The sequence below is a fragment of the Klebsiella sp. K47 genome, from assembly GCF_051858335.1.
Lineage (GTDB): Bacteria > Pseudomonadota > Gammaproteobacteria > Enterobacterales > Enterobacteriaceae > Klebsiella > Klebsiella pneumoniae.
The window spans coordinates 38,435-58,615 of the sequence record NZ_JBPYUI010000011.1 but is presented as its reverse complement, the minus strand read 5'-3'; the positions used below and the strand labels follow the sequence as shown (position 1 = coordinate 58,615).

Here is a 20,181-nt window from a genome sequence, read left to right as displayed (position 1 = left end):
GACACGTCATTTTTTGGCTCAATATCACTGGAGTAGTGAAAGATGAAAAAGCAAGCTGAGTTGTATCGTGGTAAGGCGAAGACAGTATACAGCACCGATAATCCGGACCTGCTGGTACTGGAATTCCGTAACGATACGTCAGCAGGTGATGGCGCGCGCATCGAGCAGTTCGATCGTAAAGGCATGGTGAACAACAAATTCAACCATTTCATTATGAGTAAACTGGCAGAAGCGGGCATCCCTACCCAGATGGAAGCGCTGCTCTCCGATACCGAATGTCTGGTGAAAAAACTGGATATGGTGCCGGTAGAGTGCGTGGTGCGTAACCGTGCGGCAGGCTCGCTGGTAAAACGTTTAGGCATTGAAGAAGGTATCGAGCTGAATCCGCCGCTGTTCGACCTGTTCCTGAAAAACGATGCTATGCACGATCCGATGGTCAACGACTCCTACTGCGAAACCTTCGGCTGGGTGAGTAAAGAGAATCTGGCGCGGATGCGCGAGCTGACCTACAAAGCCAACGACGTGCTGAAAAAACTGTTCGATGACGCCGGTCTGATTCTGGTGGACTTTAAGCTGGAGTTTGGTCTGTTCAAAGGCGAAGTGGTGCTGGGCGACGAGTTTTCGCCGGACGGCAGCCGCCTGTGGGATAAAAACACCCTCGATAAAATGGACAAAGACCGCTTCCGCCAGAGCCTTGGCGGCCTGATCGAAGCCTACGAAGAAGTGGCTCACCGCCTGGGCGTTAAGCTCGACTAACCCGCCCGCCGCCAGAAGATGGCCTCATCTTCTGGCGTCTCTTGCTGTTTCCTGTGGTAATCCTGCGCTGAACCGCCTACGATCTCTGCTATTGATACATAACAGGGAATGAGGTGCTTATGCGCTGGCAAGGGCGTCGCGAAAGCGACAATGTTGAAGATCGACGTGGACAATCAGGCTCGCCGTTTGGCGGCGGCGGGGGCGGCGGCTTCCGTCTGCCGAGCGGGAAGGGCGGCATTGTATTGCTGATTATTGTGCTGGTGGCGGGCTACTACGGCGTGGATTTGACCGGCATGTTGACCGGCGAACCGATGCCGCAGCAGCAGACCTCCACGCAGCGCTCCATCAGTCCGAAAGACGATGAAGCGGCGAAGTTTACTTCCGTCATTCTGGCTACCACCGAAGATACCTGGGGGCCGATCTTTGAAAAAATGGGCCGCCAGTACCCGCAGCCAAAGCTGGTGCTCTACCGCGGCGCGACCCGTACCGGCTGCGGCACCGGTCAGTCGGTGATGGGCCCCTTCTATTGTCCTGCCGACAGTACGGTCTATATTGACCTGTCATTCTACGATGAGATGAAAAATAAACTGGGCGCCGACGGCGACTTTGCCCAGGGGTACGTCATTGCTCATGAAGTGGGTCATCACGTACAAAAACTGCTGGGCATTGAGCCGAAGGTCCGCCAGCAACAGCAGCATGCCACGCAGGCCGAAGCCAACCGCCTGTCGGTTAAGATGGAGCTGCAGGCAGACTGCTTCGCCGGCGTCTGGGGTCATAATATGCAGCAGCAGGATATTCTGGAAACTGGCGATCTGCAGGAGGCGCTGAACGCCGCCGAGGCCATCGGCGACGATCGTCTACAGCAGCAGAGCCAGGGACGCGTGGTGCCGGACAGTTTTACCCACGGCACCTCGAAACAGCGCTACACCTGGTTCAAACGCGGTTTCGATAGCGGCGATCCGGCGCAGTGCAATACCTTCGGCAGCGCGCTGTAATCGTCCCCCATGATGGACGCGCTGCTTAACCTCACCGCGCAAATGGCGCGGGAGGGGATCCGTCGCCTGCTGGTGCTCAGCGGCGATGAGAGCTGGACGCTGCAGCAGGCGCAGGCGCTACGGGAGAGGCTCGGCGGCGATGGCCTGTGGGTTGGCCCCGAGCCGGTTTCTGCGCCCTGCGTGGCGCCCGGCGCGCTGAAAACGCTGCTGGGGCGGGAAGTGATGCACGCCTTTTTCGATGCCCGGCGCGGGTTTGATGTGGCCGCCATGGCGGCCCTGAGCGGCACGCTGCGGGCGGGAAGCTGGCTGGTGCTGCTGACGCCCCCCTTCGCCGACTGGCCGACCCGGGCGGATGAGGACTCTCTGCGCTGGAGCGATACGCCTGACCCTATCGTTACCCCTAACTTTGTTCACCGCTGCTGTCGGCAGTTTATCGCCGATCCGGAGGTGTTGCTCTGGCGGCAGTCGGACCGGCCACGTTTCCCGCTGACCGCCCCGCGTCCAGACTGGCATCCCGCCGATGGCCGCCCGCAGGCCGAGCAGGCGGCAATCCTTGAGCAACTGATACGCCTGCCGCCCGGTATCGCGGCGGTGACGGCGGAGCGTGGACGGGGGAAGTCTGCGCTGGCGGGCATGCTCCTGCGCCAGCTTGGGGGCGAGGCCATCGTCACCGCCCCAACGCGTAGCGCTGTCGAGGTGCTGGCCAGCTTTGCCGGGGAGACGTTGCGCTTTATGGCGCCCGATGCGCTGCTGGCGTCGAAAGAAAAGGCGGCGTGGCTGATAGTCGATGAGGCCGCGGCTATCCCGGCTCCGCTTCTCCGGCAGCTGGTGAGCCGTTTTCCCCGCACGCTACTCACCACGACGGTGCAAGGGTACGAGGGCACCGGTCGCGGGTTCCTGCTGAAATTTTGCGCCAGTCTGCCCCATCTGCAATCGTTCACCCTGAGCGCCCCGATCCGCTGGGCGGCGGGCTGTCCGCTGGAGTCAGCCATCAGTCAGTTGCTTATCTTTAATGATGAGGCATTTCGCGACGCGCCGATGGGGGAGTTAGCCCTGGAGGCGGTCAATCAGTCCTGCTGGCAAACGCAGCCAGCGCTACCGGAGGCGATGTACCAGCTATTGTCCGGGGCGCATTACCGAACTTCCCCGCTCGATCTGCGGCGCATGATGGATGCTCCGGGCCAGGCTTTCCGCTGCGCTCGCGCCGGCGGCGAGGTGGCGGGCGCCCTGTGGCTGGTGGCCGAGGGGGGGCTTTCTCGCGAACTGAGCCGGGCGGTATGGGCGGGTTTTCGCCGGCCGCGCGGGAATCTGGTCGCCCAGTCGCTGGCGGCGCACGGCGGCAGTCCCCTGGCGGCGACGCTGCGCGGGCTGCGGGTCAGTCGGATCGCTGTCCATCCCACCCGCCAGCGGGAAGGCCTTGGGCGGAGGATGATCGCCGATATCGCCGCCGATGCCGCTGGCTATGACTATCTCTCCGTCAGCTTCGGCTATACCGCTGAGCTGTGGCGCTTCTGGCAACGCTGCGGGTTTACCCTCGTACGGCTGGGTACCCATCGCGAGGCCAGCAGCGGCTGCTATACGGCGATGGCCCTCTATCCGTTGACCGCGGCAGGGCGCCAGCTGGCGCAGCGGGAGGCGCAGCGGCTGCAGCGCGATGAATACTGGCTTCGCCCGTGGCGAGAGGAATCCGCGCCGCTGCCGGCCGTCGCAGACGCTATGCTTAGTGATGAGGACTGGCTGGAAGCGGCGAGCTTTGCCTTCGCCCACCGCCCGCTGGCCGCGGCGCTGGGCTGCCTCAACCGCCTACAGATGCAGGCCGACATGCCGTTGCCGGCCCTGCGGGGACGACTGCAGGGCAAAGAGGAGGCCGCACTCTGCGCCGTGCTGCAGCTGACGGGGCGAAAAGCCTTGCAGGCGAGATGGCGTCGGGAGGCCGCTGACGCCTTGCGCTCCCTTGATGCAGCGCGCGCTGATGCGCTGCGTCAGCAGGTGGCGCATCTGCAATTTTTTTAACTAACTCATTCAGTTAAATGGCATGGTCATATCTGGCGAGCGGCGTACACTGCCCGCAAACACTAAGGAGACAGCCATGAAACACGATCATTTTATTGTTCAAAGTCCTGCGACGCCTGCGCAACAGCTGTTGCTGCTGTTTCATGGCGTAGGGGATAACCCGGTCTCCATGGGGCAAATCGGCAGCTGGTTCGCGCCGCAGTTTCCCGATGCGCTGATCGTCAGTATCGGCGGGGTGGAACCTTGCGGCCCCAACGGTCGGCAGTGGTTTTCACTGCAGGGGGTGACGGAAGAGAATCGTCAGCAGCGCATCGACGCCATTATGCCGACCTTTATTGAAATTGTACGCTACTGGCAGGAAAAGAGCGGCGTCAGTCCACTGGCCACCGCGCTGATCGGTTTCTCTCAGGGGGCGATTATGTCGCTGGAGAGTATCAAAGCGGCGCCGGATCTGGCTTCGCGGGTCATCGCCTTTAATGGCCGCTATGCGACGCTGCCGGAGACGGCAACGACGGCCACCACCATTCACCTGATCCACGGTGGTGAAGATCGGGTTATCGACCTGGCGTGGGCGGTGTCGGCCGAGGAGGCGTTACAGCAGGCGGGCGGCGACGTGACCTTAGATATTGTCGACGATCTCGGGCATGCCATTGACGATCGCAGTATGCAGTTGGCGATCGAGCGTCTGCGTTATACCGTGCCGAAGCACTATTTTGATGAGGCGCTGAGCGGCAGTACGCCAAAAGGGGATGATATCATCGAAATGCTGTAACCCCGGTGAGCGGGGTTACAGGCGGGCGGTACCGCGATAAAGGCAAACTTACGGTTTCTTCGACTGGTCGTGCTTCGGCCAGTCGTCGTCGTCGTCCCATTTATCGTTAAAATCACGGTGCGGCGGCAGATCGGGTTTGTTGTTGAGGAATTTTTTGTGGTCAACGCGATTCAGATCTTTAATCACGTTGATAATTACCCCCACCAAAAAGACCAGCACCAGAATCCACCAGTGTTTAATAAGCCATTCCATGCGCGCTTCCTCTTTACGTCAATTCGTCAGGCGACCAGCTGTTCCATGACGCGTTGATACATCCGCGCCAGCAGCTGCAGGTCGGCGGCGTTCACACATTCATTAATTTTGTGAATCGTTGCGTTTACGGGGCCCAGCTCAACCACCTGCGCCCCCATGCGCGCGATAAACCGTCCGTCTGAGGTGCCGCCGTTGGTTAACAGCTGCGGTTTGATCTCATTATAGTGCTCAATCGCGTTGACGACCGCATCCACCAGCTTGCCCCGTCCGGTGAGAAACGGCTGGCCGGAGAGCCACCACTCCACGCTGTAACGCAGCTGGTATTTTTCCAGCAGGGCGATCACCCGGGATTTGATCATCTCGTCCGTCAGCTCCGTACTGAAACGGAAGTTGAACTGGACGAACATATCGCCGGGGATCACGTTATTGCTGCCGGTGCCGGACTGCACGTTGGCGATCTGCATGCTGGTCGGCGGGAAGAACTCATTGCCTTTATCCCACTCGATATTGACCAGTTCCGCCAGCATCGGCGCCGCGCGGTGGACAGGGTTATCGGCAAGGTGCGGATAGGCGACATGCCCCTGCACGCCGTGAATAGTCAGGTTGCAGGTCAGCGAGCCGCGGCGGCCGTTTTTCACCACATCGCCGACCACTTCGGTACTGGAAGGTTCGCCGACCAGACAATAGTCCAGACGCTCGTTACGCGCCATCAGCGTCTCCACCACTTTGACGGTGCCGTTTTTGGCGCTGGCCTCTTCATCAGAGGTGATCAAAAACGCCAGTCGGCCCCTGTGGTTCGGGTACTGCGCGACAAAACGCTCTGCGGCAACCACCATCGCCGCCAGCGAGCCTTTCATATCCGCCGCTCCGCGGCCAAACAGCATCCCGTCGCGGATGGTCGGTTCGAACGGGGGATTGATCCAGCGGTCGGCGTCGCCTGCCGGGACTACGTCGGTGTGGCCGGCGAAGGCCAGCGTCTCGCCGTGGCCGCGCCAGGCCCAGAAATTCTGCGTATCGCCGAAATCCATCGGTTCAACGGTAAAGCCGATCGCACGCAGGCGTTCAATCATTAACGCCTGGCATCCCGCATCATCGGGGCTAAGGGAAGGGCGGCGAATAAGCTGCTGAGCCAGCTCAATGACCGGGCAAGACATAGACTATACCTCGTTAAACTGCTGATAACTTGCTTCACTAAAACCCAGCAGCATAGGACGACCGGGCGCGCAGAGCAATGGGCGTTTGATAATTGCCGGCATTTCCAGCATCAATGCGGCAGCGGCGTCGGCATTATCGATGCTGTTGCGCAGCGACTCGTCGAGTTTGCGCCAGGTGGTGCCACGGGTGTTCAGCAGCGCCTGCCAGCCCAGCTCGGCAATAAAGGTATCCAGTTGCGCGCGCTCAAGGCCATCGGCGCGGTAATCATGGAAGCGATACTCAATCTGATGCGCTTCCAGCCAGCGGCGGGCTTTTTTAATGGTATCGCAGTTTTTAATTCCGTACATGGTGAGCATAGATAAACCTTTTACATTCAATTAAGCGGTTAACTCAGATATTTCCGAATATATAAGTCTTACTGAAATAATACGTGATTCAGATGAATAAATATAACTTTTTACCGGGGATCTCATTCGATATATCGGGTGGTTAAATGTTGGCCACCTGTGGGCATGATGTGAGGGCTTTAACATTATTGCAAAAATGTTGTCTGAGGTTGCTCTACGTCACATTATGTTTACATACGAAGCGGCATAGTAGCGACAACCAGAGGTTTTATCTCTGTCAGCGGTCCATAAGACAATCAGAGCAATAGGGGAGCACAACTTCCCATCGGTAATGAAGTTATATAGAATCGACCATAATAATAAGAGAGGCTATTATGATTGAACATGAACTGGGGAACTGGAAAGACTTTATTGAAGGCATGCTTCGTAAATAAATTTCCGCAATGTGAGCAGGGGAATAACGCGAAGTAAATAAGCGCGCTAGGGTTCTGAACACATAAAGAAGGCGACCACCGTGGTCGCCTTTTCTGTTATTACGCCTCGCCGCCGAAGCTCGTCGGTTTATTGCGGACGCTCCTTTAGCGGAAAACGGCGACGCACCAGCACAAAGAACAGCGGCACGAAAAAGATCGCCAGCACGGTGGCGGAGATCATCCCGCCCATCACTCCGGTGCCGACCGCATGCTGGCTGCCGGAACCGGCGCCGGTGCTGGTCGCCATCGGCAGCACGCCGAAGATGAACGCCAGCGAGGTCATCAGGATGGGGCGCAGGCGCTGACGGCAAGCCGACAGCGTGGCGCTGAGCAGATCCTGGCCCTTCTCGTTGAGCTCATTGGCGAACTCGACGATCAGAATGGCGTTTTTCGCCGACAGGCCGATCACCGTCAACAGACCCACCTGGAAGTACACGTCATTCTCCAGCCCGCGCATCCAGGTCGCCAGCAGGGCGCCAATCACCCCCAGCGGCACCACCAGCATCACAGAGAACGGCACCGACCAGCTCTCGTACAGCGCCGCCAGGCACAGGAACACCACCAGCAGAGAAATCGCGTACAGGGCCGGCGCCTGAGCGCCAGAGAGGCGTTCCTGGTAGGACATGGCGGTCCATTCGAGGCCAAAGCCGGTGGGTAACTGCGCGGCCAGCTTCTCCATCATGTCCATCGCGGTACCGGTACTGATACCCGGCGCCGCCTCACCGACGATCTCCACCGCTGAGTAGCCATTGTAGCGCTCCAGCCGCGGCGAGCCGGTCTCCCAGCGCGAGGTGGCGAAGGCCGAGAATGGCACCATCGTACCGCTGCTGTTGCGCACGTACCAAAGATTGATATCGTCAGGCAGCATCCGGTATTTCGCCGCCGCCTGGACGTAGACTTTCTTTACCCGGCCGCGATCCATAAAGTCGTTGACGTAGCTCGACCCCCATGCGGTTTGCAGCGTATCGTTGATGTCGTCAATGGAGACGCCAAGCGCCTGCGCTTTACGCTGATCGATATCGACCTGCAGCTGCGGGCTGTCATCGAGCCCGTTATGCCGGACGCGGGTCAACAGCGGATTTTTCCCGGCCAGCTCAAGTAGCGTATCGCGCGCCGCCATCAGCGCATCGTGCCCCTTCCCGGCATGATCCTCCAGCTCCATATCGAAGCCTGCCGAACTGCCGAGGCCGCTGATCGCCGGCGGGCTGCTGGCGATAACCCGCGCTTCGTTAATCTGATTAAACGCTTTGGTGGCGCGTTCAATAATGGCAAAGGAGGTGCCGGTTTGCGGGTCGCGCTGGTCCCAGTCTTTGAGACGAACGAACATACGGGCCACGTTCTGCCCATTGCCGCCGGGGCCGGAGCCAACGGTAGCGAACACCGACTCGACGTTCTGCTTCTCGTTATTGAGGAAGTAATCTTCCGCCTTCTGCACCACCTTCAGCGTCTGCTGCTGGGTGCTGCCGCTCGGCAACTGGACCGAGGTGGTGAACATCCCGCGATCCTCCAGCGGCAGGAACGAGGTCGGCAAATGCAGAAACAGGAACACCATCCCGCCGAGCAGGAGGACGTAGATCAGCATCCAGCGCAGCGAGCGGTGCAGGATTTTGCCGACGAAGGTTTCGTAGCGGCTGGCGCTGCGGTTGAAGGTGCGGTTGAACCAGCCGAAGAAGCCTGTTCTTTCATGGGATTCACCTGGCTTAACCGGCTTAAGCAGCGTGGCGCAAAGGGCAGGGGTGAGGATCATGGCCACCAGCACCGAGAGGACCATCGCCGCGACGATAGTGATTGAGAACTGGCGATAGATGGCGCCGGTGGTGCCGCCGAAGAAGGCCATCGGCACAAATACCGCCGACAGCACCATCGCGATCCCTACCAGCGCGCCCTGAATTTGTCCCATCGATTTGCGGGTCGCCTCGCGTGGCGACAGGCCCTCCTCGCTCATGATGCGCTCGACGTTCTCCACCACCACGATGGCGTCATCCACCAGCAGGCCGATCGCCAACACCATCGCGAACATCGTCAGGGTGTTGATGCTGTAGCCACAGGCATACAGCACCGCGAAAGTGCCCATCAGCACCACCGGCACGGCGATGGTCGGGATCAGGGTGGCGCGGAAGTTCTGCAGGAACAGATACATCACGAGGAAGACCAGCAGGATCGCCTCCAGCAGGGTTTTCACCACGTCGGTGATGGAAGCCTTCACGAAGGAGGTGGTCTCGTAGGCGACCTTATATTCCAGACCGTGGGGGAAAAACTGCGCCAGCTCATTGAGGCGATTGATCACGCGCTCCGCGGTGGCCATTTCGTTGGCGCCGGAAGCCAGCTTGATCCCGAGGCCTGAGGCCGGCTGGCGGTTGTAGCGGCTAAGATAGTCGTACTTCTCCGCCCCCATCTCGACGGTGGCGACATCGCCCAGCGTCACCTCTGAACCATCCTGATTGACGCGCAGAGTGATATTGCGGAACTGCTCCGGGGTTTGCAGCAGAGATTGCGAGTTGATGGTGGCGTTCAGCGCTTGCTTATCGACCGAAGGCGTCCCGCCAAGCTGGCCGACGGCAATCTGGGCGTTCTGCGAACTGATGGCGTCGGTAACATCCTTGGTGGTCATCTGGTAGCTGTTGAGCTTCGCCGGGTCGAGCCAGATGCGCATTGAGTATTGCGAACCGTAGGCGTCGATATCCCCCACGCCGTTGACGCGGCTGAGCGGGTCCTGGATGTTACTGGCGACGTAGTCGGCGATATCTTGTTTATCCATACTGCCGTCAGTGGAGACGAAGGCGAGCGTCAGGATATTGGTATCACCGGTCTTGCGCACCGTCACCCCCTGGTTTTGCACCGCCTGCGGCAGCTTACGCATCGCCGACTGTAGCTGGTTCTGAACCTGCTGCACGGCTTCATCCGGGTCGGTACCGGCGGTAAAGCTGAGGGTGATCGTCGCCTGGCCGGTGGCGCTGCTCTGGGAGGACATATACATCAGGTTATCGAGGCCGGTCATATTCTGTTCGATAACCTGAGTGACGGTATTCTCCAGGGTTTGCGCGGAGGCGCCGGGATAGTTGGCGGTGATCCGCACATTCGGCGGGGCGAGGTCGGGATACTGTTCAACCGGCAGCGACAAAATGGCAAGGGTGCCCGTCAGGCATAACAGGATTGCCAGCACCCATGCAAAAATGGGGCGATCGATAAAGAAATTCGCCATCAGAATAAAAACCTCATATGCACATTTTCTTGTTATTGCACAGCCTGTGCCACTTTAGCGCCAGCCTCTCCGGCAATCGTGGAGAAATTAAGGAGATAGTGTAATTTATCATGTTGCTTTTGCCGTATCGTAAAGAAACCTCGAGCTTTCCTGCCAGCAGGTAGCGAGTCTGCTTCGTCACCGCAGACCGGCGCATTATCCCTTGCCGGTGTGAAACCTCATTTCATTTAAGTCAAAAAAATTGATCCAAAACGGATTCTCTCCAGAAAAAGTTTATCCTGGGCAATTGGACATTGTTCCGGCGTCATCTTGTCGGGTAATAAATAGGCATGCGCATTGAGGGGTTATTCACCAAGAAGACAAAAGGAAGCCATGAACCACTTTATTTTGAGCGATAGCCGAAAGTGCATCGGCTGCCAGGCCTGCGAAGTGGCCTGCGTGATGGCGCATAACGAGGAGCAACACGTGCTGACCCCGCAGCGCTTTTTGCCACGTATCACCGTGATCAAAGCGGAGGGCCAGCGTAACGCCATCACCTGCCGCCACTGCGAGGACGCCCCCTGCGTCCGCAGTTGTCCCAACGACGCCATCGCCCAGTCCGGCGACAGCGTTCAGGTCCGTCAGGAGAAATGCATTGGCTGTAAATCCTGCATGGTGGCCTGCCCGTTCGGGGTGATGCAGGTGGTGGTGACGCCGCAGGCCGCAGGCCTGGTGAAAGCCAGCGCGCACAAGTGCGATCTATGCCAGGGCCGCGAGGCGGGGCCGGCCTGTGTGGAAAACTGTCCCGCGCAGGCGCTGACCCTCGCCGACGATGAGACGTTGATCACCCTGGCGAAGCAGCGGCGACTGCGCTCGGCATGCCAGGAGGTACAGCCGTGGCAGCGCGCTACGCCGCTCTGCAGCCAGCCCAATGCTGGCGCGAAGGTCAGGCAAATGGCGATGACGCCCCCGCGCGGGGAGCCGGATAAGCTGGCGGCGGAGGTGCGTAAGAGCCACTTTGAGGAGATCTATCAGCCGTTCACCCCGCAGCAGGCGCAGCAGCAGGCCGCCCGCTGTCTCACGTGTGGGGAGCACAGTATTTGCGAATGGACCTGCCCGCTGCATAACCATATCCCGCAGTGGATCGAGCTGGTTAAAGCGGGGAATATCGCCGCCGCGGTCGCGCTTTCCCATCAGACCAACTGCCTGCCGGAGATCACCGGCCGCGTCTGTCCCCAGGACCGGCTGTGTGAAGGCGCCTGCACCCTGCGCGATGAAAGCGGGGCAGTCACCATCGGCAATATTGAGCGCTATATTTCCGACCAGGCGCTGGCCAGCGGCTGGCGTCCGGACCTTTCGCAGGTTAAGCCGAGCGGCAAGCGGGTGGCGATTATCGGCGCCGGGCCTGCCGGGCTGGCCTGCGCCGATATGCTGGTGCGCCACGGCGTCCAGCCGGTGGTCTTCGACCGTCATCCGGAGATTGGCGGTCTGCTGACCTTCGGCATTCCGGCGTTCAAGCTGGATAAATCGCTATTGGCCCGGCGGCGGGCGATCTTCAGCGAGATGGGTATCCGCTTTGAGCTCAATTGCGAGGTGGGGAAAGATATCTCCATGGCGACACTGCTGGCCGATTATGACGCAGTGTTCGTCGGCGCCGGAACCTATCGCTCCATGAAGGCGGGGCTACCGAACGAAGAGGCCCCCGGGGTCTACGATGCGCTGCCGTTCCTCATCGCCAACACCAAACAGGTGATGGGGCTGGCGGCATCGGCGCAAGAGCCTTATGTCAACACCGCCGGGCTGAACGTGGTGGTGCTGGGCGGCGGCGATACGGCGATGGACTGCGTGCGCACCGCGCTGCGCCACGGCGCCCGCCAGGTGACCTGCGCCTATCGGCGAGATGAAGCCAACATGCCGGGCTCGAAAAAAGAGGTCAAAAACGCCCGCGAAGAGGGGGCGCTCTTTGAGTTTAACGTCCAGCCGGTGACGCTTGAGCTGGACGAGAACGGGCGGGTTAACGGGGTACGCTTTTTGCGCACCGAGCTGGGCGCTCCGGACGCCGGGGGAAGACGCCGTCCGACGCCGATCCCCGGCAGCGAGTTTGTTATGCCGGCAGATGCGGTGATCATGGCCTTTGGCTTCCACCCGCACCGCATGCCCTGGCTGGAGGCGGCGGGGGTGGCGCTGGACAGCCAGGGGCGTATTAAAGCCGGAGTGGAGAGCCGTTACCGTTATCAGACCAGTCAGGAGAAGATCTTTGCCGGCGGCGATGCCGTGCGCGGCGCAGACCTTGTAGTGACGGCGATGGCGGAAGGCCGTCACGCGGCGCAGGGGATCCTGGACTATCTGGCGCGGAAAACGACGCCGCTTCACTGACGACAAACCCGGCTCCGCAGCGTAGTATGAGGGCGTCCTTTTACGCTGTGGGGTCGGTATGTCACTCAATATTCACGTCATTAAAGATAAAATCCTCTCTGAGAACTGGTTCGTACTACGCAACATGACCTATGAGCTGACGCGGGCGGACGGCAGCGTCGTGCGCCACAAGCGCGAGGTCTACGATCGCGGCAATGGCGCCACCGTGCTGCTGTATAACCGCCATAAGCAGACGGTGGTTCTGGTGCGTCAGTTCCGTGTCGCCACCTGGGTCAATGGCAATCATGACGGCATGCTGATTGAAACCTGCGCCGGGCTGCTGGACAACGACGAGCCGGAAGCCTGCATTCGTAAAGAGGCGGTGGAAGAGACCGGCTACGAAGTGGGCGAGGTGAGAAAGCTGTTTGAGCTGTTTATGTCGCCAGGGGGCGTCACCGAGGTAGTGCATTTCTTTATCGCCGAGTACAGCGACGCGCAGCGAACCACCAGCGGCGGCGGGGTGGATGATGAAGCCATCGAGGTGCTGGAGCTGCCTTTTAGCCAGGCGCTGCAGATGGTCGCTGACGGGGAGATCCGCGACGGTAAGGCGGTCATTCTGCTGCAATATCTGCAAACCTCCGGCCTGATGTCGGGGAACTCTGACAAATCCGATTGAGTAACCCGCTGCCGTTGTCCAGGATAGGCGCCGTGGTCGGGTTTATCTGGGGTCGGGCGGTTCATGCTTTTTCGCGTCATCTTTTTCCTTTTTCTGGCGGTGCTGCCTTGCTCGCAGGCATGGTCGGCACCGACGCAGCAGCGCTTCAACGACTGGCTGGTCACCTGTAACAACCAAAATTTCTGCGTCACCCGTAACGTGGGGCTGCATCATGGCCTGGTGATGACCCTCAGCCGCAGCGCTGGGGCAGTCACTGACGCCAGTCTGCGTATCGAGCTGGGCGGCACCGGCAATCCAGTGGCGACGCTCGCGCCGATAGCGCCGCGCCTGCTGCTGGATGGTAAACCGCTGTCCCTGACCGACAAGCGCTGGCACATTGAAGATAAGCTCATTAAAACCGCCGACAGCGTGACGATCGATGCGTTTCTCCAGCAGGTTCAGGAGGGTAAAGCGCTCTCGCTGGCCAATGGCCTGCAGACCATCTCCCTGCAGGGGTTGAAAGCGGCTCTGTTTTTTATCGACGATCGGCAAAAGCGGGTAGGTAGCGAAACGGCCTGGGTCGGCAAAGGGGAAGAGCCGCCGCTCAGCGTACCGCCGGCGCCGGCGCTGCGCGCGGTGGCGAGCGCGGAAACGGCGCAGTCGCCGCTGGGGCGTGAGGAGCTCAACGATCTGATGGACTACGGTAATGAGCGGATGACCAACAGCCACTGCTCCCTCGATCCCTTCCGCCGTGAAATTCGCGTTACTGCGCTGACGGATGACAAAGTGCTGCTGATGACCAGTTGCGAATCCGGCGCCTACAACACCGTCTGGCTGGCCTGGCTGGTCTCCCGCCAGCGCCCCTATGTCGCCCGTCAGGTGCGGCTAACGTTGCCATTCCAGCCGCCGGGCGAGGCGCCGCGTGAGATTGAGCTGATCAACGCCAGCTATGATGACCGCCGCCATGAGCTGGTGACCCTGGATAAAGGCCGCGGGGCCGGCGATTGCGGGATCCAAACCCGCTGGCGTTTTGACGGCCAGCGGTTCAGCCTCTCCCGCTACGCGCAGCAGCCGACGTGCGACAACTGGCAGGGGCCAGATGCCTGGCCCACGCTGTGGATCACCCGTTAAGCACCTGTTCGGCGGTGGCGACGATATGGTCGACCGTAAAGCCAAAGAACGGGAACAACTGCTCTGCCGGGGCGGATTCGCCATAGCCGGTCATGCCGACGATCTTGCCTTTTAAGCCGACATATTTATACCAGTAGTCCGCTATCCCGGCTTCGACCGCCACCCGGGCGCTGACGTCCGACGGCAGCACCGATTCGCGCCAGGCCTCATCCTGGGCGTCAAACACATCAGTGGAAGGGAGCGAGACGACCCGCACATTTACCCCTTTGGCCAACAGTTTTTCCGCGGCCAGGACGGTGATCTCCACTTCCGAGCCGGTGGCGATGAGGATCAGGTCGGGCTTGCCGCCGGCATCCTTCAGCACGTAGCCACCCCGGGCGATATCCTGCACCTGTTCCGGGGTACGCGGCATCTGCGCCAGGTTTTGTCGCGACAGGATCAGCGCCGTCGGCCCGCCCTGTCGCGCGATAGCCGCCTGCCAGGCGACGGCGGTCTCCACCTGGTCGCAGGGGCGCCAGGTGCTGAAGTTGGGCGTCAGCCGCAGACTGGCCAGCTGTTCCACCGCCTGGTGCGTCGGCCCGTCTTCCCCAAGACCGATCGAGTCATGGGTATAGACCATGATCTGCCGGGCCTTCATCAGGGCCGCCATGCGCGCGGCGTTGCGGGCGTACTCCACAAACATCAGGAAGGTCGAGGTATAAGGAATAAAGCCCCCGTGCAGGGCAATGCCGTTGGCCACCGCGGTCATGCCAAACTCGCGCACCCCGTAGTGGATATAATTGCCCGCAGGATCTTCTTTAATCGATGTCGATCCAGACCAGATGGTCAGGTTACTCGGCGCAAGATCCGCAGAACCGCCCAGCAGTTCCGGAAGGTGCGGGCCGTAGGCGTTCAGCGCGTTTTGCGAAGCCTTGCGGCTGGCGATTTTCGCCGGCTCGGCCTGCAGTTTCGCCACGTAGTCGCGGGCGGTCGCGGCAAAGTCTTCCGGCAGGGCGCCATTCATACGTCGGGTCAGCTCAGCGGCCAGCTCCGGGAACTGCTGCTGGTAGGCGGCGAATTTCTCGTTCCAGGCGTGCTCCGCTTTTTCCCCGCGCGGACGCGCATCCCAGCCCGCGTAGATCTCTTTCGGGATCTCGAACGGAGGATATTTCCAGCCAAGCTGCTGGCGGGCCAGCGCTACCTCTTTTTCGCCAAGCGCCGCCCCGTGAGACTCCTCTGAGCCGGCTTTGTTGGGCGAACCGAAGCCGATGATGGTCCGGCAGATAATCAGTGACGGCTTATCTTTCACCGCCTGCGCTTCCGTTATCGCCTGTTTGATAGCCTGCGGATCGTGGCCGTCGATATCGCCTATGACGTGCCAGTGATAGGCGCGGAAGCGTTCCGCCGTATCATCGGAAAACCAGCCTTCGGTTTTGCCGTCGATGGAGATGCCGTTGTGATCGTAAAAACCGATCAGCTTGCCCAGTCCGAGCGTGCCGGCCAGCGAACAGGCCTCATGGGAGATCCCCTCCATCAAACAGCCATCGCCCATGAACACCCAGGTGTGATGGTCAATGATCTCATGGCCAGGGCGATTAAATTGCGCCGCCAGCGTCCGTTCGGCGATGGCCATCCCAACGGCGTTCGCCAGCCCCTGGCCCAGCGGGCCGGTGGTGGTTTCCACCCCAGGGGTATAGCCATGCTCCGGGTGGCCGGGCGTTTTAGAGTGCAGCTGACGGAACTGCTTCAGTTCAGACAGCGGCAGATCGTAGCCGGTCAGGTGCAGCAGACTGTAGAGCAGCATCGACGCGTGGCCGTTGGACAAGATGAAACGGTCGCGGTCCACCCAGTCAGGGTTCTGCGGATTGTGCTTGAGAAAATCGTTCCACAGCACTTCGGCAATATCAGCCATCCCCATCGGCGCACCGGGATGGCCGGAGTTGGCTTTCTGCACGGCGTCCATACTCAGGGCGCGGATGGCGTTGGCAAGCTCTCTTCGGGACATATTTTTCTCCGTGAGACTAAAGTGACAGTTTGGCGGCAAGCAGATCTTCCAGTTTGCGCTGATCGACGGCGAACAGGCGGATCCCCTCCGCTAGCTTTTCGACCGCCATCGGATCCTGATTATGTTCCCAGCGGAACTCCGCTTCACTGAGCGGCACCGGACGCGGCAGGATCTGGCTGGCAGGGATCAGTTTGCGCACCACCGGGGTATCGCTGGCCTGCAGCTCTTTTAATAAAGGCGGGGCGATGGTCAACCGGTCGCAGCCGACCAGCGCCAGGATCTGCTCGGTGCGGCGGAAGCTGGCGCCCATCACGATGGTGTTGTATTTATGCTGTTTGAAATAGTCATAGATATTGCGCACCGATTTCACCCCCGGATCTTCCTCAACCACGTAAGGATCCAGCGGTTTGCGCGCCTGATACCAGTCATAAATACGCCCAACGAACGGGGAGATGAGATAAACCCCGGCCTCGGCGCAGGCCCGGGCCTGGGCGAAGGAAAACAGCAGCGTCAGGTTGCAGTGGATCCCCTCTTTCTCCAGCACCTCTGCGGCGCGGATCCCCTCCCAGGTGGATGCCAGCTTGATCAGGATCCGCGACTTATCAATGCCCATCTCCTGATACAGCGCCACCAGGTGGCGAGCCTTCTCGATACTTTTCTCGCGGTTGAAGGAGAGCCGGGCGTCCACCTCGGTGGAGACCCGCCCGGGAATGCTTTTGAGGATCTCCGCGCCAAAATTGACCGCCAGCTTATCGCAGGCGTGAGTCACCTGCGCTTCGCGGCCGCCACCCTGTTTTTTGGCCCAGGCGATAGCGTCGTCGATGAGGCCGCTATAGGACGCCAGGCCGGCGGCCTTCAGCAGCAGAGAGGGGTTGGTGGTGGCGTCTTCCGGATGGTAGTGGCGGATGGATTCGATGTCTCCGCTGTCGGCGACCACCGTGGTGAACTGCTTAATGCTGTCTAACTGATTCATGGATAAGTCCTCCTGGAACAAGGTGTTACATGAGTGCTTGCCGGTATACGGTATAAACATTGATGAGGTACATAACCAAAAAGCATAGCAGACAGGGCTATTATTGGCGGCGATTCCGGGTAACATAACCGCTATAAATTGATAACAACAAAATCATAACGATGGCCAGAGTTTGGCGGTGTTCAAAGTTTATCGCCCCGCCAGGAGGGATACTGTCTGCCACTGAAAGGTGAACGACAGGATGGTCATCACGCTTTTCCCCTACGAACGATACGTGAAAGAAAGGAATAGAAAATGGATGAGCAGTTAAAACAGAGCGCCCTCGACTTCCACGAATTTCCGGTTCCCGGAAAAATCCAGGTCTCGCCGACCAAACCTCTCGCCACCCAGCGCGATCTGGCGCTGGCCTACTCGCCGGGCGTCGCAGCCCCCTGCCTGGAAATCGAAAAAGATCCGCTGGCCGCCTACAAATACACTGCCCGTGGCAACCTGGTGGCGGTCGTCTCCAACGGCACCGCGGTGCTGGGGCTCGGCAACATCGGCGCGTTGGCCGGTAAGCCGGTAATGGAGGGCAAAGGCGTCCTGTTTAAGAAATTTGCCGGTATCGATGTGTTTGATATCGAAGTCGATGAGCTGGATCCGGACAAATTCATTAACGTCGTCGCCGCCCTCGAGCCGACCTTCGGCGGTATCAACCTGGAAGATATTAAAGCGCCGGAGTGTTTCTACATCGAGCAGCAGCTGCGCGAGCGGATGAATATCCCGGTCTTCCATGACGATCAGCACGGCACGGCGATCATCAGCACCGCGGCGATCCTCAACGGTCTGCGCGTCGTCGAGAAGAATCTGTCCGACGTGCGGATGGTGGTCTCCGGCGCGGGCGCGGCGGCGATCGCCTGTATGAATCTGCTGGTGGCGCTGGGGATGCAAAAGCACAACATCGTGGTCTGCGATTCGAAAGGCGTTATCTATAAAGACCGTGAGCCGAACATGGCGGAAACCAAAGCCGCCTATGCGGTGGAAGACGATGGCAAACGCACCCTCGATGACGTGATCGACGGCGCCGACATTTTCCTCGGCTGCTCTGGCCCGAAAGTGCTGACTCAGGAGATGGTGAAGAAGATGGCGCGGGCGCCGCTGATCCTCGCCCTGGCCAACCCGGAGCCGGAAATCCTGCCGCCGCTGGCGAAGCAGGTCCGCGATGACGCCATCATCTGTACCGGCCGCTCCGACTACCCTAACCAGGTCAACAACGTACTTTGCTTCCCGTTCATCTTCCGCGGCGCGCTGGACGTCGGCGCGACGGCGATCAACGAAGAGATGAAGCTGGCGGCGGTGCATGCGATTGCCGAGCTGGCCCATGCCGAGCAGAGCGAAGTGGTGGCCTCCGCCTACGGCGATCAGGATTTAAGCTTTGGTCCGGAGTACATCATTCCGAAACCATTCGACCCGCGGCTGATCGTCAAGATCGCCCCCGCGGTGGCGAAGGCGGCGATGGACTCCGGTGTGGCGACGCGCTCGATCGCTGATTTTGACGCCTATATCGAGAAACTGAGCGAGTTCGTCTATAAAACCAACCTGTTTATGAAGCCTATCTTCTCTCAGGCGCGCAAAGAGCCGAAGCGCGTGGTGCTGGCGGAAGGGGAGGAGACTCGGGTGCTGCACGCCACCCAGGAGCTGGTGTCTCTGGGACTGGCCAAACCGATTCTGGTGGGGCGCCCGAGCGTGATTGAAATGCGCATCCAGAAGCTGGGCCTGCAGATCAAGGCCGGCGTTGACTTTGAGATCGTCAATAATGAATCCGACCCGCGGTTTAAAGAGTACTGGAGCGAGTACTACCAGCTGATGAAGCGCCGCGGCATTACCCAGGAGCAGGCGCAGCGGGCGGTGATTAGCAACACCACGGTGATTGGCGCCATCATGGTGCATCGCGGTGAAGCGGATGCGATGATCTGCGGGACTATTGGCGAGTACCACGATCACTACCGCGTGGTGCAGCCGCTGTTTGGCTATCGCGACGGCGTCAGCACCGCCGGGGCGATGAATGCGCTGCTGCTGCCGAGCGGCAACACCTTTATCGCCGATACCTATGTCAATCACGATCCGTCGCCGGAAGAGCTGGCGGAGATCACCCTGATGGCGGCGGAAAGCGTGCGACGCTTTGGTATTGAACCGCGCGTGGCGTTGCTGTCGCACTCCAACTTTGGCTCTGCCGACTGTCCGTCAGCCAGCAAAATGCGTAAAACCCTGGAGCTGGTGAAGGCCCGCGCCCCGGAGCTGATGATCGATGGCGAAATGCATGGCGACGCCGCGCTGGTGGAAAGCATCCGCAACGATCGCATGCCGGACAGCCCGCTGAAGGGGGCGGCCAATATTCTGGTGATGCCGAATATGGAAGCCGCCCGGATCAGCTATAACCTGCTGCGCGTCTCCAGTTCGGAAGGGGTGACCGTCGGGCCGGTGCTGATGGGGGTGGCGAAGCCGGTGCATATCCTGACGCCGATCGCCTCCGTACGCCGGATCGTTAATATGGTGGCGCTGGCGGTTGTTGAAGCGCAAACCGAACCGCTGTAATTTTCTATTTCCCCCGTTAACGCGCGGATCCGTTTCCGCGCGCAATATCAGGCAGGCCGGTGAGTAAAAAACGCTGAGCCTGCCTTTTTAATTCCGCCGCAATATTATTTTCTCTCCTGAGTGATCCACTTCACCTTTTAACCCCACTTGCCGAAATTTGTTATTTGCCGCGCTGAAATGTCGTCACCATGAGGACAGATTTCAGGGGGCAATCAGTCATGGATAAAGAACGCATTATTCAGGAATTCGTACCAGGCAAACAGGTCACGCTGGCGCATCTGATTGCCCACCCGGGAGCGGAGCTGGCGAAAAAGATCGGCGTACCCGAATCCGGCGCGATCGGCATTATGACGCTGACGCCGGGAGAAACGGCGATGATCGCCGGCGATCTGGCGATGAAGGCCGCCGACGTGCACATCGGTTTTCTCGACCGGTTTAGCGGCGCGCTGGTGATCTACGGCTCGGTCGGCGCGGTGGAGGAGGCGCTTCTGCAGACCATCTGCGGATTAGGCCGCTTATTAAATTATACCTTGTGCGAATTAACGAAAAGTTAATTGAGAGCGAC

16 protein-coding genes are annotated in these 20,181 nt (G+C 59.9%); 10 read left to right on the top strand and 6 right to left on the bottom strand.

Annotated elements, in window-relative coordinates; translation table 11 throughout:
• Nucleotides 1-42 precede the first annotated feature (42 nt).
• From purC to ypfH, 4 genes are all read left to right on the top strand, one after another.
• Entirely contained in the window at nucleotides 43-756 is a 714-nt protein-coding gene (purC, locus tag RRF55_RS12795) for a phosphoribosylaminoimidazolesuccinocarboxamide synthase (protein WP_002913801.1), read from the top strand.
• Nucleotides 757-875: 119 nt separating this feature from the next.
• A complete protein-coding gene (gene ypfJ, locus RRF55_RS12790) occupies nucleotides 876-1,751 on the top strand; it encodes a KPN_02809 family neutral zinc metallopeptidase (RefSeq protein WP_002913800.1) in 876 nt (291 codons plus the stop codon).
• Nucleotides 1,752-1,760: 9 nt separating this feature from the next.
• On the top strand, nucleotides 1,761-3,764 hold the full coding sequence (locus RRF55_RS12785; protein WP_064153611.1) for a tRNA(Met) cytidine acetyltransferase TmcA: 2,004 nt from the start codon (nucleotides 1,761-1,763) through the stop codon (nucleotides 3,762-3,764).
• A gap of 76 nt (nucleotides 3,765-3,840) precedes the next feature.
• Nucleotides 3,841-4,536, top strand: a complete 696-nt coding sequence (ypfH, locus tag RRF55_RS12780) for an esterase (protein ID WP_002913770.1) — start codon at nucleotides 3,841-3,843, stop codon at nucleotides 4,534-4,536.
• Between the two features lie 48 nt (nucleotides 4,537-4,584).
• Here ypfH and RRF55_RS12775 read toward each other — a convergent pair whose 3' ends face one another.
• Genes RRF55_RS12775 through RRF55_RS12765 form a run of 3 tightly spaced genes read right to left on the bottom strand, consistent with a single transcriptional unit; the run spans nucleotide 4,585 to nucleotide 6,299 of the window.
• On the bottom strand, nucleotides 4,585-4,788 hold the full coding sequence (locus tag RRF55_RS12775; protein ID WP_002913768.1) for a YpfN family protein: 204 nt from the start codon (nucleotides 4,786-4,788) through the stop codon (nucleotides 4,585-4,587).
• A gap of 26 nt (nucleotides 4,789-4,814) precedes the next feature.
• The gene (gene dapE / locus RRF55_RS12770; protein ID WP_002913766.1) at nucleotides 4,815-5,942 is read right to left on the bottom strand and encodes a succinyl-diaminopimelate desuccinylase; all 1,128 of its coding nucleotides are present in this window, start codon (nucleotides 5,940-5,942) and stop codon (nucleotides 4,815-4,817) included.
• Nucleotides 5,943-5,945: 3 nt separating this feature from the next.
• Nucleotides 5,946-6,299: an ArsC family reductase gene (locus RRF55_RS12765; RefSeq protein WP_002913764.1), complete on the bottom strand. Its 354-nt coding sequence runs from the start codon at nucleotides 6,297-6,299 to the stop codon at nucleotides 5,946-5,948.
• Between the two features lie 365 nt (nucleotides 6,300-6,664).
• On the opposite strand from RRF55_RS12765, the gene ypfM reads away from it, so the two are divergent.
• A complete protein-coding gene (gene ypfM / locus RRF55_RS12760) occupies nucleotides 6,665-6,724 on the top strand; it encodes a protein YpfM (protein WP_100181659.1) in 60 nt (19 codons plus the stop codon).
• A 127-nt stretch (nucleotides 6,725-6,851) separates the two neighbouring features.
• Here the strand turns inward: ypfM and acrD are convergent, their stop codons facing one another.
• Nucleotides 6,852-9,965 carry a multidrug efflux RND transporter permease AcrD gene (gene acrD, locus RRF55_RS12755; protein WP_032415298.1) on the bottom strand — a complete coding sequence of 1,038 codons (3,114 nt, stop codon included), beginning with the start codon at nucleotides 9,963-9,965 and terminating at the stop codon, nucleotides 6,852-6,854.
• 372 nt (nucleotides 9,966-10,337) lie between these two features.
• Here acrD and aegA point away from each other — a divergent pair, with 372 nt between their 5' ends.
• From aegA to RRF55_RS12740, 3 genes are all read left to right on the top strand, one after another.
• Nucleotides 10,338-12,320 (top strand): formate-dependent uric acid utilization protein AegA, encoded by a 1,983-nt coding sequence (aegA, locus tag RRF55_RS12750; protein ID WP_004145639.1) that lies wholly within the window; start codon nucleotides 10,338-10,340, stop codon nucleotides 12,318-12,320.
• Between the two features lie 58 nt (nucleotides 12,321-12,378).
• Entirely contained in the window at nucleotides 12,379-12,975 is a 597-nt protein-coding gene (gene nudK / locus RRF55_RS12745) for a GDP-mannose pyrophosphatase NudK (RefSeq protein ID WP_002913754.1), read from the top strand.
• A gap of 63 nt (nucleotides 12,976-13,038) precedes the next feature.
• The gene (locus tag RRF55_RS12740) at nucleotides 13,039-14,085 is read left to right on the top strand and encodes a DUF1176 domain-containing protein (protein ID WP_004149270.1); all 1,047 of its coding nucleotides are present in this window, start codon (nucleotides 13,039-13,041) and stop codon (nucleotides 14,083-14,085) included.
• Here the strand turns inward: RRF55_RS12740 and tkt are convergent.
• Entirely contained in the window at nucleotides 14,075-16,069 is a 1,995-nt protein-coding gene (gene tkt, locus RRF55_RS12735) for a transketolase (RefSeq protein WP_004149269.1), read from the bottom strand. The two genes, RRF55_RS12740 and tkt, sit on opposite strands and share 11 nt — an antisense overlap.
• 16 nt (nucleotides 16,070-16,085) lie before the next feature.
• Nucleotides 16,086-17,042, bottom strand: a complete 957-nt coding sequence (tal, locus tag RRF55_RS12730; RefSeq protein ID WP_025862051.1) for a transaldolase — start codon at nucleotides 17,040-17,042, stop codon at nucleotides 16,086-16,088.
• A 294-nt stretch (nucleotides 17,043-17,336) separates the two neighbouring features.
• Here tal and maeB point away from each other — a divergent pair, with 294 nt between their 5' ends.
• Together maeB and eutS are read left to right on the top strand one after the other, a co-directional pair.
• Nucleotides 17,337-19,616: an NADP-dependent oxaloacetate-decarboxylating malate dehydrogenase gene (maeB, locus tag RRF55_RS12725; protein WP_439419134.1), complete on the top strand. Its 2,280-nt coding sequence runs from the start codon at nucleotides 17,337-17,339 to the stop codon at nucleotides 19,614-19,616.
• Between the two features lie 218 nt (nucleotides 19,617-19,834).
• On the top strand, nucleotides 19,835-20,170 hold the full coding sequence (gene eutS, locus RRF55_RS12720; RefSeq protein ID WP_025862050.1) for an ethanolamine utilization microcompartment protein EutS: 336 nt from the start codon (nucleotides 19,835-19,837) through the stop codon (nucleotides 20,168-20,170).
• Nucleotides 20,171-20,181 lie beyond the last annotated feature (11 nt).